This window comes from Pseudarthrobacter lactosi (assembly GCF_055412785.1).
Genome location: NZ_JBVAYS010000001.1, coordinates 783,099 through 797,861 on the forward strand (window position 1 = coordinate 783,099; position 14,763 = coordinate 797,861).

Annotated in this window: 13 protein-coding genes and 1 pseudogene; 5 read left to right on the forward strand and 9 right to left on the reverse strand. The window is 63.1% G+C overall.

Features of this window, described 5'->3' with window-relative positions; all coding sequences use genetic code 11:
* Nucleotides 1–18 precede the first annotated feature (18 nt).
* Both ACZY0Q_RS03590 and ACZY0Q_RS03595 read right to left on the reverse strand, forming a co-directional pair.
* Entirely contained in the window at nucleotides 19–885 is an 867-nt protein-coding gene (locus ACZY0Q_RS03590) for a hypothetical protein (protein ID WP_463914789.1), read from the reverse strand.
* Nucleotides 869–2,635 carry an NAD(P)/FAD-dependent oxidoreductase gene (locus tag ACZY0Q_RS03595; protein ID WP_463914792.1) on the reverse strand — a complete coding sequence of 589 codons (1,767 nt, stop codon included), beginning with the start codon at nucleotides 2,633–2,635 and terminating at the stop codon, nucleotides 869–871. The genes ACZY0Q_RS03590 and ACZY0Q_RS03595 overlap by 17 nt, the downstream gene beginning before the upstream one ends.
* A gap of 364 nt (nucleotides 2,636–2,999) precedes the next feature.
* Between ACZY0Q_RS03595 and ACZY0Q_RS03600 the strand changes: the two are divergent.
* The 3 genes and pseudogenes from ACZY0Q_RS03600 to ACZY0Q_RS03610 all read left to right on the forward strand — a co-directional run.
* Nucleotides 3,000–3,680: pseudogene (locus ACZY0Q_RS03600) on the forward strand (MSMEG_4193 family putative phosphomutase); the annotation flags it as partial.
* Nucleotides 3,681–3,715: 35 nt separating this feature from the next.
* Complete coding sequence (locus ACZY0Q_RS03605; RefSeq protein WP_463914794.1) at nucleotides 3,716–4,270, forward strand: DUF3090 domain-containing protein; 555 nt, start codon at nucleotides 3,716–3,718, stop codon at nucleotides 4,268–4,270.
* Nucleotides 4,270–5,037: an SCO1664 family protein gene (locus tag ACZY0Q_RS03610; RefSeq protein WP_463914796.1), complete on the forward strand. Its 768-nt coding sequence runs from the start codon at nucleotides 4,270–4,272 to the stop codon at nucleotides 5,035–5,037. Before ACZY0Q_RS03605 ends, ACZY0Q_RS03610 begins: the two co-directional genes overlap by 1 nt.
* Nucleotides 5,038–5,229: 192 nt before the next feature.
* Here ACZY0Q_RS03610 and nrdF read toward each other — a convergent pair whose 3' ends face one another.
* From nrdF to ACZY0Q_RS03645, 7 genes are all read right to left on the reverse strand, one after another.
* On the reverse strand, nucleotides 5,230–6,204 hold the full coding sequence (gene nrdF / locus ACZY0Q_RS03615; protein WP_024368367.1) for a class 1b ribonucleoside-diphosphate reductase subunit beta: 975 nt from the start codon (nucleotides 6,202–6,204) through the stop codon (nucleotides 5,230–5,232).
* Between the two features lie 96 nt (nucleotides 6,205–6,300).
* Nucleotides 6,301–8,421, reverse strand: a complete 2,121-nt coding sequence (gene nrdE / locus ACZY0Q_RS03620; protein ID WP_463916239.1) for a class 1b ribonucleoside-diphosphate reductase subunit alpha — start codon at nucleotides 8,419–8,421, stop codon at nucleotides 6,301–6,303.
* A gap of 65 nt (nucleotides 8,422–8,486) precedes the next feature.
* The gene (nrdI, locus tag ACZY0Q_RS03625; protein ID WP_463916240.1) at nucleotides 8,487–8,939 is read right to left on the reverse strand and encodes a class Ib ribonucleoside-diphosphate reductase assembly flavoprotein NrdI; all 453 of its coding nucleotides are present in this window, start codon (nucleotides 8,937–8,939) and stop codon (nucleotides 8,487–8,489) included.
* A gap of 77 nt (nucleotides 8,940–9,016) precedes the next feature.
* Entirely contained in the window at nucleotides 9,017–9,262 is a 246-nt protein-coding gene (gene nrdH, locus ACZY0Q_RS03630; protein ID WP_013601222.1) for a glutaredoxin-like protein NrdH, read from the reverse strand.
* 354 nt (nucleotides 9,263–9,616) lie between these two features.
* Nucleotides 9,617–10,990: a class I SAM-dependent methyltransferase gene (locus ACZY0Q_RS03635; protein WP_463914799.1), complete on the reverse strand. Its 1,374-nt coding sequence runs from the start codon at nucleotides 10,988–10,990 to the stop codon at nucleotides 9,617–9,619.
* On the reverse strand, nucleotides 10,987–11,718 hold the full coding sequence (locus ACZY0Q_RS03640) for a DUF1365 domain-containing protein (protein WP_463914801.1): 732 nt from the start codon (nucleotides 11,716–11,718) through the stop codon (nucleotides 10,987–10,989). Before ACZY0Q_RS03640 ends, ACZY0Q_RS03635 begins: the two co-directional genes overlap by 4 nt.
* Nucleotides 11,715–13,097, reverse strand: coding sequence for an NAD(P)/FAD-dependent oxidoreductase (locus ACZY0Q_RS03645; protein WP_463914803.1), 1,383 nt, complete (start codon nucleotides 13,095–13,097; stop codon nucleotides 11,715–11,717). Before ACZY0Q_RS03645 ends, ACZY0Q_RS03640 begins: the two co-directional genes overlap by 4 nt.
* 180 nt (nucleotides 13,098–13,277) lie before the next feature.
* Here ACZY0Q_RS03645 and ACZY0Q_RS03650 point away from each other — a divergent pair, with 180 nt between their 5' ends.
* Complete coding sequence (locus tag ACZY0Q_RS03650; RefSeq protein WP_463914806.1) at nucleotides 13,278–14,195, forward strand: LysR family transcriptional regulator; 918 nt, start codon at nucleotides 13,278–13,280, stop codon at nucleotides 14,193–14,195.
* A gap of 45 nt (nucleotides 14,196–14,240) precedes the next feature.
* Nucleotides 14,241–14,747, forward strand: coding sequence for a DUF2004 domain-containing protein (locus tag ACZY0Q_RS03655; RefSeq protein WP_463914808.1), 507 nt, complete (start codon nucleotides 14,241–14,243; stop codon nucleotides 14,745–14,747).
* Nucleotides 14,748–14,763: the final 16 nt, after the last annotated feature.

The following is a 14,763-nucleotide window of genomic DNA, read 5'->3' on the forward strand; positions in this document are numbered from 1 at the left end:
CCCATGCGGGAAGGTCACTCACGTAGTTCCGGCCCGGGCTTCCGGCGAACGGGGTAGTGCGAGTGCCCATCCGCCAGCCACTCCAATGGCAAGTAGTACGGTAACGAAGCCGATCGCCGGTGCGCTCGGCCATGTCAGGGCGTCGCCATACTGCAGCAGGGCAAGCGCCTGCAGAATGACGAAGACAACGGAGGTTAGGGCCACGGGGCGGACGGTGCGGAGGTCGCCGCTCAACTGGCCCTGCGCGGCCGCCCACCCAAGACCGACCAGCCACGCTCCGATCGCCCTCGCAGTGAGCTCGGACAGTGGCCACGGCCACCACGTCGCGGCATGAATGGGTACTGCCAGGAGCGCCACGCCATATAACAGCAGTACCCCGGAGATTCCCACCAGGATCAGCCGGAGCGCAGTGGGTAGCACTGGCCGTCCCGCCGTTAAGGACTTTGGGGCACGACGCCGGGACCGGATCTGCAGCCAGCTGATGACGACCATCGCCACGGGCACGATGGCATAGATTGCCAGCCACGCCCAGGTGGCTACTTGGGCAGTGGGGGCGGTGTCTGGCGACAGGTGGAAGCGGTCGAGATGAATGAGCGTGACTCCCAAGGTCAACGTGGTGAAGACGAATACGGGCCAGACTGCCAGCCTCGCTAAATCCCAACTCGCTGAGCGGGCGCCCGTCACCTCCAGGCCGGCGGCCGACCAATATGCTGCCCCGAGGAAGACCGCGGTCATGGGCGGATTGACTGTCCAGGCGAACCATTCCGCAGTCCGGAGCGGAAACACGAACAGCACGAGACCGGCAAGAAACACGAGGAATGCAGCAACGTAGAGCAGCCATCGCATCGGCCGAATCAACGGTGTGACCTCAGGTGAAGCGGACATCACCAAGCAACTCCTCGGGTGCGGCTGCCTCACCAGGAGTAGGGGGCGAGGCAGGCAGGGGGTTCTCGGCGAGGTAGGTGTGAAGCATCGAGACCACGGTGGCGCCGTCCCCGACTGCGGTAGCCACTCTTTTGATCGAACCGGCGCGCACGTCGCCGATGGCGAAAAGGCCATGCATGCTGGTTTCCAGCGCCAATGGCGACTTGTCCGGCCTGACGGACCCGGCTTCACTGACGTCCCGGCTGGCGCCCGTGCGCAGAAAACCGGCCGGGTCACGTTCTACGGTGTCGGGCAGCCAGGAGGTCCGCGGCACGGAACCGATCAGCACGAACAAGCCGCCCGCTTCGATCTCCTCGCTCAGGGTTGCGTCGGCGGCTCCGGATGCGGAAACCTCCACGGCGGCAAGAAATCCGTCCCGATCGCGGGCCCCCACGAGCGCCGTGCTGTATCGGATCGCAACGTTCCGGGTCGCCTCAAGTTGGGAGATCAGGTACTCCGACATGCTGACCGACAAAGTGGGCCCCCGCACCAGCAGCGTCACGTTCTTCGCGTACTTCGCAAGGTGCAGGACTGCCTGTCCGGCCGAGTTGCCGCCACCCACGACACAGACGTGTTTTCCGGCCATCGCCGGCGCCTCGGAGACAGTGGCCCCGTAGAAGACGCCTCTGCCGACCAGATCCTCCAGCTGAGGTATGCCGAGGCGACGGTAGTCAACGCCGGTGGCCACCACCACTGTGCGGCACCGCACGACACTGCCGTCGGAAATCGACACAGCGTACAAGGCTCCGACCGTACCGAGCCCCTCCACCTTTCGGAGGAAAAGGAAGTCCGTGCCCAAGGTCCAGGCCTGGTGAAATGAGCGGTAGGCCAGGTGGGCGCCGCTCACACCGCGGGAGAAGCCGGGGTAGTTGCGGATCAACGAGCTGGTGCCGGCCTGGCCTCCCACAGCTTCTCCCTCGACAACCATGGTGGAGAGGCCCTCGGAGGAGGCGTACACGGCGGTCGCGAGACCGGAGGGACCGGCGCCCACGACCACCACGTCGAAAATCTTGTCCGCCGGTGGTGGTCGCGTCACCCCCATCGCTTCGGCGATCTCCAGGTCACTGGGGTTCTCGAGGACAATTGGTGGAGCCGTGAACTCCAGCACCATGACCGGCAGCGCGGGGTTGCGAAGACCCACGCTCTCCAGCGTCCGTTCCGCCGTCTCGGACCCGGCAGGGTGGAAGCCAACCGGGATGTGGTTCCGGCTCAAGGAATCGCGCAACGCATGAGTCCTTTCGTCGCCTACCTTCCCGATCAGCCGGACCGCCTCGAACCCTACCCCCTGGGCCAGGTGCCAGTCATCGAGGGCATCGGTAATCGCCCCATGGAACTCTTCGTCGCGCGATCGTTCGGGACGTATGATCACCAATTCGGCGTACCCCTGCGCGATCGCCCGGAATACAGTGGGGGCGCTGGCGAAGTCACCCCATACCACCACAACACCACGCTTGGCTGCCGGGTGAAAGCCATAGGCACGCCGGAGGAAATCGAGTCCACCGCGGTCAGCCGGCCCGTAGCACCCGAGGATGAGGGCAACCGCACGATTCCAGCGCCGGAGCCCCTCAAGCACCGCCCGCCCGTGGGCGTACTCGGCGCACTCCACCACCTCATAGTCGGCGCCGTAGCGTCGACGTAACTCGTCTCCAAGAATGCGCCGAGAGTTCGGGTCTGTGGTAGCAATCAGCATGACCGGAACCGAGTGATCCATGGCCGCCGTCTTTCCGGTTCAATGGTTCGGTGGCGCCCACGATACTCGCGCTTGGACATTGGGGACAAGGGCGCAAAGGTTCTGCCAGAATGGCTCGCGACGGTGGGGCCCAATGCGGCCACATCGGATGCTGCGATTCATCACCCTCACAGCATGCCAGCGCCCACGCGCGCACCGTCGGTCACCCGTCATGAGGTCCTTTGAACCTGGGGAGGACTGGTTCTACGAGCACACCACAAGGAAGTTCTTCCACGCCCGAGGCTTCGGGATCCTCCGTCCAGACCACCGGAGCTGGTTCCCGGCAACAGCAAATTTCCAAAGTGTGGGTAAACACAGCCGTCGAGCGGATTGCTACGCTGGGTGGATGGCGACAGTTCTTCTCGTGCGGCACGGCCGCACCACAGCCAATGCCACTGGACTGCTGGCCGGTCGGGCCGCCGGTGTCAGCCTGGACCAGTTCGGGCGCGAGCAGGCGGCTTTGACCGGAGAGCGGCTCGCGGCCGTGCCCGTAGTTGGGGTGGTATCGAGCCCTCTCGAGCGTTGTCGGCAGACTGCCCAGCTCATCCTTGATCGCCAGGCTGGAACTCCGTACGCGCCGTTGGAATCCGATCTTACCGAGTGCGATTACGGCCAGTGGCAGGGCCGCACGCTCAGTGATCTCGCAACTGAAGATCTGTGGTCGGCTGTGCAATCGCAGCCGTCCTCCGTCATCTTTCCCGGCGGGGAATCCATGGCCGCGATGCAGGCGCGGGCCGTAGCAGCAATTCGACGCCACGACGCAGCCTTCGAAGCCGAGTACGGGCCAGGTGCCGTATGGGTGGCGGTGAGTCACGGTGACATCATCAAATCAATTGTGGCCGACGCGTTAGGCCTGCACCTCGACCTGTTCCAACGCATTAACGTGGGCCCTGCCTCCGTATCGATCGTGCGCTACGGAGCCAGTCGGCCGAGCGTCTACGCGACCAACACCGACGCCGGGGATCTGTCGTGGCTGTCGAACGGCATCCACTCTGGCGACGCGCCGGTGGGCGGCGGTGCAGGGCAAGGGCGCCATGAAGCTGATGGGCCTAAAATACTCATATGCCTACACGTGTTCATGAGTTTGTCTGGCCTGATCGGATCGTCGTTGGCACCATTGGCCTTCCGGGGGCACGCACGTTCTACCTGCAGGTGCGGGCAGGGACTCAGATTGTAAGTATCGCCATGGAGAAGCAGCAGTCCGCTGTGCTCGCCGATAAAATCGACGAAATTCTCGACCAGCTCCTCACTGTAGAGGGCAACCCCCACAGCGTCCCCACCGGTACCCCCATTGAATTGGTTGACAATGACCAGCTCGACGCCGTTCAGGAGCAATTTCGGACCGGCGCCATGAGCTTAGGTTGGGACCCGACGACGGCGCAGGTCGTGATAGAGGCCTATCCGATCACCGATGTCGACGCTGATAACGACAACGAATCTCTTGATGAGGACCACGCTGACGTGCCCGAAATGCTGCTGGTGCGGATGCCGGTTGGCACCGCCCGCGCATTCGCTAAGCGCACGCGTGAGATTGTGGGCGCCGGACGTCCCGCGTGCCCGCTCTGCGGTTACCCCGTCGACGCCGACGGGCACGTCTGCACCCGGCCCGAGGTCTGATGCCGGCGCCCGACCTGTTTACGGCCGAGCTGACGCTCACCGGGCGCATAACGACAGCGTCGAACGCCACCTTCCTGGGCCGCATCGGGGACACGAAAGTCGTCTATAAGCCGATAGCCGGGGAGAAACCGCTGTGGGATTTTCCCGACGGCTTCCTCGGCCACCGGGAGGTTGCCGCCTACCTGGTTTCAGAGGTCCTCGGCTGGAACGTGGTGCCACACACCTGGCTGCGCGATGGTCCGTTCGGAGAAGGGATGGTACAGCTGTGGCAGGAGACAGACCCCGACCAGAACGCGGTGGACCTCGTTGCGTCGGACGACGTACCGGAGATCGGCTGGAAACACGTCCTCGAGGGTCAGGATGAGAATGGACGGATGGTCGCCCTCATACACGAGGACTCTCCGGCGCTCAGGCGCATGGCGGTGTTCGACGTCGTCGTGAACAACGCCGACCGAAAAGGCGATCACATCCTTGCCATCACGGACGGACACCGGCACGGCGTGGACCACGGGCTGACCTTCCACCGTGACCACAAGCTGCGCACCGTGCTGTGGGGGTGGCTGGGAGACGCCCTGACCGCCGAGGAACTTGCAGGCATCGATCGTGTCAGCGATGGACTGGACGGTGAGCTGGGCCGCAACCTGGCGGACCTGCTCAGCGCCGAAGAAATTGCGTCGGTCACCGCGCGCTGCGCCCGGCTGCGTTTGGCAGGCCGGTTCCCGGCGCCGAGCGGGGAGATGTCGGCGGTGCCCTGGCCGCTGTTCTAAGGGAATCACGACTTCATCTTGAAAACGCTGCTGTCAGGCCGGACCCTATCGAGGGCGTGCATGGATTTCGTTGCACAAGGACGCGAACAAGCTGGCTGGCAAACGGCAAAACGGCCCCGCACATACGTGTGGGGCCGTTTCCGTATCGCCCAGTTCCGGATCTCGGCAGTCTCGATCGACGCCTGTGCGTGTCTAGAAGTCCCAGTCGTCGTCCTCTGTGTTCACCGCTTTACCGATGACATATGAAGAACCGGACCCCGAGAAGAAGTCGTGGTTTTCGTCAGCATTCGGGGACAGGGCCGAGAGGATGGCCGGGTTCACGTCGGTGACGGAAGCCGGGAACATGGCCTCGTAGCCGAGGTTCATCAGCGCCTTATTGGCGTTGTAGTGCAGGAACTTCTTGACGTCTTCGGCCAGGCCAACGGAGTCGTAGAGGTCGTGCGTGTACTGGACTTCGTTCTCGTAGAGCTCGAAGAGCAGCTCGAACGTGTAGTCCTTGATTTCCTGCTTGCGCTCCTCGGAGAGACCTTCCAGGCCCTTCTGGAACTTGTAGCCGATGTAGTAGCCGTGCACGGCCTCGTCGCGGATGATAAGGCGGATCAGGTCAGCCGTGTTCGTCAGCTTGGCCCGTGAGGACCAGTACATGGGCAGGTAGAAGCCCGAGTAGAACAGGAAGGACTCCAGCAGCGTGGAGGCCACCTTGCGCTTCAGGGGGTCGTCGCCCTGGTAGTAGTCCATGACGATCTGGGCCTTCTTCTGAAGGTTCACATTCTCGGTGGACCAGCGGAATGCCTCGTCGATCTCCTTGGTGGAGGCAAGCGTGGAGAAGATCGAGGAGTAGCTCTTGGCGTGCACGGACTCCATGAACGCAATGTTCGTGTAGACGGCTTCCTCGTGCGGGGTGATGGCGTCCGGAATCAACGAAACAGCGCCGACGGTGCCCTGGATGGTGTCCAGCAGGGTCAGGCCCGTGAACACGCGCATGGTGAGCTGCTGCTCGTCCGGGGTCAGCGTGGCCCACGACTGCACGTCGTTGGACAGCGGGATCTTCTCGGGCAGCCAGAAGTTGTTGACCAGACGGTTCCAGACGTCTACGTCCTTATCGTCCTGGATGCGGTTCCAGTTGATCGCTTCGACGTGGCTAAGCAGCTTGACCTTCTCGGTCATGTCATCCCCTAAAAGTTGGGTTGTTCTTTGAAGTTAAGCGTACGACGGCGGGCGGGCGCCCGCCGTCGTACTGTCACCGTTTAGTTGAAGCTACAACTAAAGCATGCACGAAACACAGCCGTCCACCTCAGTTCCCTCCAGCGCGAGCTGGCGGAGACGGATGTAGTAGATGGTCTTGATGCCCTTTTTCCAGGCGTAGATCTGGGCCCGGTTGATGTCGCGCGTGGTGGCGGTGTCCTTGAAGAACAGCGTCAGGGACAGGCCCTGGTCCACGTGCTGTGTGGCGGCCGCGTAGGTGTCGATGACCTTCTCATAGCCAAGCTCGTACGCGTCCTGGTAGTACTCCAGGTTGTCGTTCGTCAGGTACGGCGCCGGGTAGTACACGCGGCCCAGCTTGCCTTCCTTGCGGATCTCGATCTTGGATGCCACCGGGTGGATCGAGGAGGTGGAGTTGTTGATGTAGGAGATCGAGCCCGTCGGCGGGACGGCCTGCAGGTTCTGGTTGTAGATGCCGTGCTCCATGACCGAAGCCTTCAGCTCGCGCCAGTCATCCTGGGTGGGGATGTGGATGTTCTTGAACAGCTCCGCAACCTTCTCGGTCTGCGGCACCCATTCCTGGTCCGTGTACTTGTCGAAGAACTCGCCCGAGGCGTACTTGGACTTCTCGAAGCCGCCGAAGGTCTGCCCGGTCTGGATGGACAGCAGGTTGGAGGCGCGGACCGCGTGGTACACCACCGAGTAGAAGTAGATGTTGGTGAAGTCCAGGCCCTCCTCGGAACCGTAGTGGACCCGCTCGCGGGCCAGGTAGCCGTGCAGGTTCATCTGGCCCAGGCCGATGGCGTGGGACTGGTCGTTGCCGCGGGCGATGGACGGCACCGAGGTGATGTTGGACATGTCCGAGACTGCCGAGAGGGACCGGATGGCCGTCTCGATGGTCAGGCCGAAGTCCGGGCTGTCCATGGCCTTGGCGATGTTCAGCGAACCCAGGTTGCAGGAAATGTCCTTGCCGGTCTGGTCGTACGACAGGTCATCGTGGTACGTGGTGGGCTGGGAAACCTGGAGGATCTCCGAGCACAGGTTGGACATGATGATCTTGCCGTCGATCGGGTTTTCCCGGTTCACGGTGTCCTCGAACATGATGTACGGGTAACCGGATTCGAACTGGATCTCGGCGAGGGTCTGGAAGAACTCGCGTGCCTTGATCTTGGTCTTCTTGATCCGGGAATCGTCCACCATCTCGTAGTACTTCTCGGTGACCGAGACGTCCGAGAACGGCATGCCGTAGACGCGTTCGACGTCGTACGGGGAGAACAGGTACATGTCCTCGTCCTTCTTGGCCAGCTCGAACGTGATGTCCGGGATGACAACGCCCAGCGAGAGGGTCTTGATGCGGATCTTCTCATCCGCGTTCTCGCGCTTGGTGTCCAGGAAGCGGTAGATGTCCGGGTGGTGCGCGTGCAGGTACACGGCGCCGGCACCCTGGCGGGCACCGAGCTGGTTGGCGTAGGAGAAGCTGTCCTCGAGGAGCTTCATCACGGGGATAACGCCGGAGGACTGGTTCTCGATCTGCTTGATCGGGGCACCGACTTCACGGATGTTGGTCAGCGCGAACGCCACACCGCCGCCGCGCTTGGACAGCTGCAGCGCCGAGTTGATGGACCGGCCGATCGACTCCATGTTGTCTTCGATGCGGAGCAGGAAGCAGGAGACCAACTCGCCGCGCTGGCGCTTGCCGGCATTCAGGAACGTGGGGGTGGCCGGCTGGAAGCGGCCTTCGATGATTTCGTCCACCATCTGCAGGGCGAGCTTCTCGTCGCCGCGGGCCAGGTGCAGGGCCACCATGCAGACGCGGTCCTCGTAGCGCTCCAGGAAGCGGTTGCCGTCGAACGTCTTCAGCGTGTAGGACGTGTAGAACTTGAACGCGCCCAGGAAGGTTTCGAAGCGGAACTTCTTCTTGTACGCGCGGTTGTAGAGCTCGCGGATGAAGTTCATCGTGTACTGGTCGAGGGTTTCGCGCTCGTAGTACTGGTTCTTGACCAGGTAGTCGAGCTTCTCTTCCAGGTCATGGAAAAAGACGGTGTTGTTGTTCACGTGCTGCAGGAAGTACTGGTGTGCAGCTTCGCGGTCGGCCTCGAACTGGATCTCTCCGTTGGGGCCGTACAGGTTCAGCATGGCGTTGAGCTCGTGATAGCCCAGCCCCTTGTAGGCAGCCGGCATCTCGGGCTTTTCGACGGCGGCACTCCGCTTTTCGGCAGCGGCGGCGCCCTGGCCTTCGGCCCTGGTTACTTCTGTGTCTGCGACAGTCGTGTCCAAAACGTGTCCAATCCATTGTGTACGCGGGCCACGTCTTCTGGCGTGCCCATAAGTTCAAATCTGTAAAGCCGGGGGACGTTGCACTTGGCGGCAATGATGTCCGCTGCCATGCAGTAGTTGTCCCCGAAGTTTGTGTTGCCTGCACCGATAACCCCACGGATCAGTTGCCTGTTCTGCGGGTCGTTCAGAAAGCGGATCACCTGTTTGGGCACGGAGCCCTCTCCCCCGGTGCCCCCGTAGGTCGGCACTACCAGCACATACGGCCGGGTGGCGAGAAGGGGTGCATCCTTTGCATGGAGCGGGATCCGTGCCAGCTCACGTCCGAGCTTCGCGACAAAGCGGCTGGTGTTCTCGGAGGTGGATGAAAAGTAGATGAGCTGGCTCTGTGTGGTGTCAGGCGGCAACGGGGCCGTCTGGGCCATGGCTACTGCCGGTGCTGACACGGGAGTCACCTCATGTGTGCGGATTGAAAGTTGCCGGCTGGCGAAAGTGTAGGGCCTTAGGCCACGGAGGAAACGGCAGACAGTGCCAGTTCCTCGATCTTGTCCGGGCGGAAGCCTGACCAGTGGTCCTGGTCCGTGACTACAACAGGAGCCTGCATGTAGCCCAGCGCCTTCAGGCGCTCGAGGGCCTCGGCGTCCTGGGAGATGTCAACGCTCTGGTAAGTGATGCCCTTTTTGTCCAGCGCACGGTAGGTTGCGTTGCACTGTACACACGCAGGTTTGGTGTAAACCGTAACGGTCATTATCCCTGTCCCCTTTTATCGAAATCTTCGCTCGTCTTAGTCCTGCCCAAGCTGTACGTCGATACTACATGTAGTGCAGACGGCTCTTCGGAACCCCAAGATGATGTATTACAAGTATGTCATTTAATGCACTTTTAATCCACAGGCAAGCCTCCTCAAAATGTCCGGAATCCCGCCGTTTTTGCGGACGAAATCCACACCCTGTGGAGTACTTAGCCACAATTAACCCCCCGCGTGTCGCGTACTGGACGGCGTGTCGCGCCTAGTATGCGGGCCACTACATCTAGTGCCGGGCACACAAAAGGGGCCCTGAAGATACCTCCAGGACCCCTGCGACGTGATGAACCTAACCAGCTACAGCTGAGCCTCCCGGCGGTCCAGGACAATCTGCTGCACGTCCAGGTAGCCGGACTGGAAACCCGCCCGTGAGTAGCAGAGGTAGAACAGCCACATCCGCTGGAAAACGGCGTCGAACCCCAGTTCACCCACCTCCTGTGAGCGCGCCATGAACTGCTCCTCCCAGAGGCGGAGCGTCGCGGCGTAGTGATCTCCCATGCCCATCCGCTCCCGCACCCGGAGTGTGGTGTGCTGCTGGGTCACGCTTTCGATGGCCCGCACGGACGGCAGGAAGCCGCCGGGAAAGATGTACTTGTGCACCCAGGTGTAGGCGTTGCGCGTCGCCAGCATACGGCCGTGCGGCATGGTGATGGCCTGGATGGCCACCTTCCCGCCCGGGGCCAGCACACGGTCGATGGTCTGGAAGTAGATGGGCCAGTACTCATAGCCAACCGCCTCGATCATTTCCACTGACACAATCGCGTCGAACTCGCCTTCCACGGCGCGGTAGTCCTGCAGCGCCACGGTCACCTGCTCTGCAAAGCCGGCGGCCGCAATCCGTTCCTGCGCCAGCGCGCGCTGCTCACTGGAGAGCGTCACGCTGTAAACCGTGGCGCCGCGGGCTGCTGCCCGGAGGGCAAGCTCACCCCAGCCGGTGCCGATCTCCAACAGCCGCGTGCCCGATCCGACGCCGGCCTTGTCCAGCAGCCTGTCAATCTTGGCCTGCTGGGCCTCCGCCAACGCGTCCCACGGGACCGAGTCCAGCGCACCGTCGCTCAGCGGGAAAAGCGCCGAGGAGTAGCTCATGGTGGTGTCCAGGAAGTTGGAGAAGAGCTCGTTGGACAGATCATAGTGCCGCGAGATGTTGCTGCGGGTGTTGTGCTCTTCATTGCGTTCCTGCCGCGGCGTCCGCGGCAGGTACAGGGTCCGCAGCCACTGCAGCGGTGCGGGGATCAGCGTGTCCACGGAAGCGGCGAAGACCTCCAGCACCGCAGCGAGGTCTGATGCTTCCCAGTCCCCCGCCATAAAGGACTCGCCCAGCCCGATCAGGCCGTTGTCACCAATCCGCACTTCGAACGCTGCCGGCCTGAGCATGGTCATCACCGGCGCATCCGGGCCACCGGTACCCAGTACTGAACCGTCCGGGTAGGCAACGCGCAGGGGCAGCCGCCGTACGGCCGCCTTGAACAGCAGCCCGGCGGCCTTGCCCGCCACCAGCGCTTTAGTGCCCGACGGCGCGTGGGCAACACCGGGCCACACTTCCGGATCAATGGTGGCCGGCGACGCCGGTACCCCGGCAGCAGTCAGCCCTGTCACCTGGTGCCGTGCGGCTGGCTTCGCGGCGGAAACCTCCGCAGTCGCGGCTGTTCCGTTTTCATCGGTCATGGTCATTGGACTGCCTCCTGTGAGGGGTGATGTGGTTTTTTGATGACTGGTAGGCGTTTTGCCCAGAGTTTAATGCCCTGGATGCGGATCAGCGCCGATACCAGCAGCGGCGCGGCGGGGACGGCAACGGCGGCTGCCAGGATGTTCCCGACGGTGGCCTGGCGCCGGTCCCCGTCCATGGTTGCGGCGAACGGCCGGTGCCCTTCCCGCTCCAGGACGATGGAGACGGACAGCCGCTGCTCCGGCGCGGGCAGCTTCATCCGGTACTGCCCGTCAACGTCATTGAACGGTGAAACGTAGAAGGCCTTGGGCACGCTGGCCCGGCCGGAAGGATCCGTTTCCAGGAGGTAGCAGTGGCGTTCGCCGTACGTGTTGTGGACCTCGGCGATGACACACTGCAGCTCCCCGGACAACCGGTAGCACCAGAAGAGGGTGAGCGGGTTGAAGACGTGCCCGAAGACCCGGGCGGTGGTCAGCATCCGGATGGCCCCGCCGTCGGGCTCCATCCCCCGGGTACGCAGGAACCGTTCCACGTTGCTGCGGATGGTGGCCCCGGGATCGCCCAGGTGGTCGGCTGCCCGGAAGACGGCCAGCGGCCGCATGATCCAGGGCAGAACGGGGAGCCGGTCCACGTCCACAAACCAGCTGTAGCTCCGGTACGTGAACGCGTTCTTCAGCGGAGTCTGGCGAACATGGGAAATGGACGTGCGGTAGATGGCTGCCGTTGAGCTCATGCGCCCTCCGCGGCAGAAAGCAGCTCAGGTTCGGATGCCTGGCTCGCGGGCGTATCCCAAGTTCGTCCCAGGCTCGCGGCGGCACGGACCCCGGCCAGGGCGCCGTCCTCATGGAACCCCCAGCCCAGGTAGGCGCCGGCGTATGCGATGCGGTCGTCACTCAGCGCCGCAATGCGCTGCTGTGCCCGCAAAGATTCGGGAGTGTACTGGGGGTGTTCGTACACCAAATGTTCCAGCACCCGGTCCTCCGCGATGAGCTCGGACTCCCCCAGGCTCACCAGGTACGGCTGGCCATCCGCCGGCTCCAGGCGCTGCAGCCGGGTGAGGTCGTAGCTGACCAGGACCTTGTCCGGGCGGGCTTCGCAGTCCGGGAGACGGTAGTTCCAGGACGCCCTGGCATTGTCCGCGGCGGGCAGGACGGCCGGGTCCCGGTGGAAAACAGTGTGGTTGACGGAGTACGGCATCTGCCCCAGGGCTTCCTTTTCGGCCGGCGTGGCGTCCGCGAGGAAGCTCAGGGCCTGGGCAGGGTGCGTGGCAATGACCACGGCCTCGAAATCCTCCACGCCGCGATCGGTGTCAACTTCCACACCGAGGGCGTGACGCCGGATAGCGGTGACCGGACTGCTAAGCCTGATGTCCGGGAGCGTGGCGGCCAACTTCTCCACGTACTGCCCCGAACCGCCGGTGACCGTACGCCACTGCGGCGAACCCTTGACGCCCAGCATGCCGTGGTGGCCCAAAAACGTGAAGAGGTAGCGCGCCGGATAGGACAGTGCCGTGGTGGGATCGCACGACCACACCGCGCTGACCACCGGTGTCATGAAATGGGAGATGAAGTACTTGCTGAAGCGTTCCTTGGCCAGGAAGTCACCGAGGGTCAGCTCCGCGCCGCCCGCACCAGGGCCCGCATCGGACGCTGGAGTCGACTCAACCAGAGCGCGGGCCCTGCGGTAGAAGCGCATGACCTCCACCAGCATCAGCAGGTAGCGTCCGCGCAGCAGGCTGGACGGTCGGGCGATGATGCCACGGCCGCCCCCACGTGCCCCGGCGTACTCCAGTCCGCAGCCATCGCAGCGGACGGACATACTCATTTCGGAGTCCTGCGTCTCCACACCCAGCTCGGCGAACAGCCGCAGCAAGGTGGGATAGGTCCGCTCGTTGTGGACGATGAAGCCGGTGTCGATGCCGAGCGTTGACCCGTCCGGCTGTGTGACATTGTGGGTGTGGGCGTGGCCGCCCAGCCTGCTGTCCGCCTCAAAAAGGGTGACGTTGTCGTGCCGGTTCAGGACATACGCGGCCGTCAGGCCGGCCACTCCGCTTCCCACGACGGCGATGCGCCGTCCCTGCGGCTTGAAGGTCGAGTTCCCTGCCAAAGACACTGTTCTGCTCCCCTACTCGGACTGCTTGTTCGCTTGCTCGGTACAAACTCTCTAGTGGCAGTTCGACGCCGTGGGGCCGGTGGATGACTGAGTTTGAAGTTATTCTTTGTGCCAGAATGAAGCGGGCCCTCCGGAATCGGCACAACGCGGTACTCAGGCGGCCCTGACCGAAGGACTGCGTTGGTAAATCCCGTTCATTTGAAGACTCTCCTTGAAGTTACCCGGCTGGGCTCGTTTGCGGCCGCAGCGGCACGCCTGGGGTACACAGCGTCGGCTGTCTCCCAGCAGATGTCCGCCCTGGAACGCGAGACAGGCGTGGTCTTGTTTCAGCGTTCGGCCCGCAGCGTGGTCCCCACGGAAGCAGCGGTAGTGATGACCCGGCACGCCGCAAAGGTGCTGACGGACATCGAAGCCCTCATGGCGGCGGCCTCCAAGACACACAGCAGCACAAGCCAGGAGCTGCGGCTGGGAATCTTCCCCAGCCTGGCCACCTACGTCCTCCCGCGCATCCTGAAGAATCCGGCGTGGAAAGACCTGGGCATCGACCTCAAAGTGTCCGTGGCCGAGCCGGCCCAGACCATCCAGGGGCTGCGCACCGGCGGAGAGTTGGACGTGGCGCTCGTATTCCAGGTGGGCCAGTCCGGACTTGCCTGGCCGCACACTATCAACCGGCAGTGGATCGGCGACGACAACTTCCGCGTTGTGCTGCCCGCGGGCTGGGGGTTCCGCACGGACGCCAAGGTGGCGGCGGACCATCTGTCGGAACTGCCCTGGATCATGCACCATCCCGGGAGCCCTGACGCCGTAGTGATCGAACGGCTCTTTGCCAGCTGCAACCTGCATCCGCGCGTGGTGGCCCACAGCGACGATTTCCATGCAAGCCTCGAAATGGCTGCCGCCGGACTGGGCGCTGCACTGGTGCCTGAGCTCGCATTGCGGAACCGGCCAGCCGGCGTTGTGGTGCTGGACGTTCCCGAGATCCGGCTTGCACGGAACGTGTTTGCCCTGCTCATCAATGAGAAGAAGACTGCCCGGGTGCAGCTGTTTGTAGACCTGCTGTCCGAAACCGTGGCCGCTGCGGTGTCCTCAGGCAATTAGCCGGAATGCTGGAAAAGCGCAGCACTTGGGGTCTATGTTGAAGGTATGAACAGGGTAGCGAGCCAGCACTTTGGAGAAATCGAGCTCAACCACGGCAGGGATCACAACATCGCCGCCAAACATGAGCTGGGTGGCCAGTTACTCGAACTCGACCTGAACATCGACGCACACGACCACTTTGACGAAGCGGCCATGCACAAGGTGGACTACCGGTTGCGGTTCCTCCCCGAACTCGTGGACGAGGTGCGGCAGATGATCGCCGAGGAGCTGGAGCAGGAAGGCACCAGCCCCCAGGAATACCTTCACTTCCACTGCAGCGCCCTCAAGGACGAGCACCTGCAGAAAGTCTTCGGCGTGGAGGAACGCAGCCAGCTCACCAACGACGTCTTCCTGAAAGCCCTCAAACTTGGCCACGTGGGCATCTTCCCCGGCCAGCCGGAGCGCTACTTTGTTATGGACTTCACCCTCGGCTCACACTTTACGGACGAGGTGCTGGTGGTCGCGGCCGACGAAGACGGCGTGGTAGACGACGAAATCGTCTGGGAGTCCTGAACACCCTTAACCCACG

Excerpts from the sequence above, each read along its gene's own strand:
- ACZY0Q_RS03655 (WP_463914808.1), top strand. The coding sequence starts at position 14,241 with ATGAACAGGGTAGCGAGCCAGCACTTTGGAGAAATCGAGCTCAACCAC.
- ACZY0Q_RS03595 (WP_463914792.1), bottom strand. The coding sequence starts at position 2,635 with ATGGATCACTCGGTTCCGGTCATGCTGATTGCTACCACAGACCCGAAC.
- nrdF (WP_024368367.1), bottom strand. The coding sequence starts at position 6,204 with ATGACCGAGAAGGTCAAGCTGCTTAGCCACGTCGAAGCGATCAACTGG.
- ACZY0Q_RS03640 (WP_463914801.1), bottom strand. The coding sequence starts at position 11,718 with ATGAGCTCAACGGCAGCCATCTACCGCACGTCCATTTCCCATGTTCGC.
- ACZY0Q_RS03635 (WP_463914799.1), bottom strand. The coding sequence starts at position 10,990 with ATGACCATGACCGATGAAAACGGAACAGCCGCGACTGCGGAGGTTTCC.
- nrdI (WP_463916240.1), bottom strand. The coding sequence starts at position 8,939 with ATGGCCCAGACGGCCCCGTTGCCGCCTGACACCACACAGAGCCAGCTC.
- ACZY0Q_RS03610 (WP_463914796.1), top strand. The coding sequence starts at position 4,270 with ATGCCGGCGCCCGACCTGTTTACGGCCGAGCTGACGCTCACCGGGCGC.
- ACZY0Q_RS03605 (WP_463914794.1), top strand. The coding sequence starts at position 3,716 with ATGCCTACACGTGTTCATGAGTTTGTCTGGCCTGATCGGATCGTCGTT.
- nrdE (WP_463916239.1), bottom strand. The coding sequence starts at position 8,421 with ATGCCGGCTGCCTACAAGGGGCTGGGCTATCACGAGCTCAACGCCATG.
- ACZY0Q_RS03590 (WP_463914789.1), bottom strand. The coding sequence starts at position 885 with ATGTCCGCTTCACCTGAGGTCACACCGTTGATTCGGCCGATGCGATGG.
- nrdH (WP_013601222.1), bottom strand. The coding sequence starts at position 9,262 with ATGACCGTTACGGTTTACACCAAACCTGCGTGTGTACAGTGCAACGCA.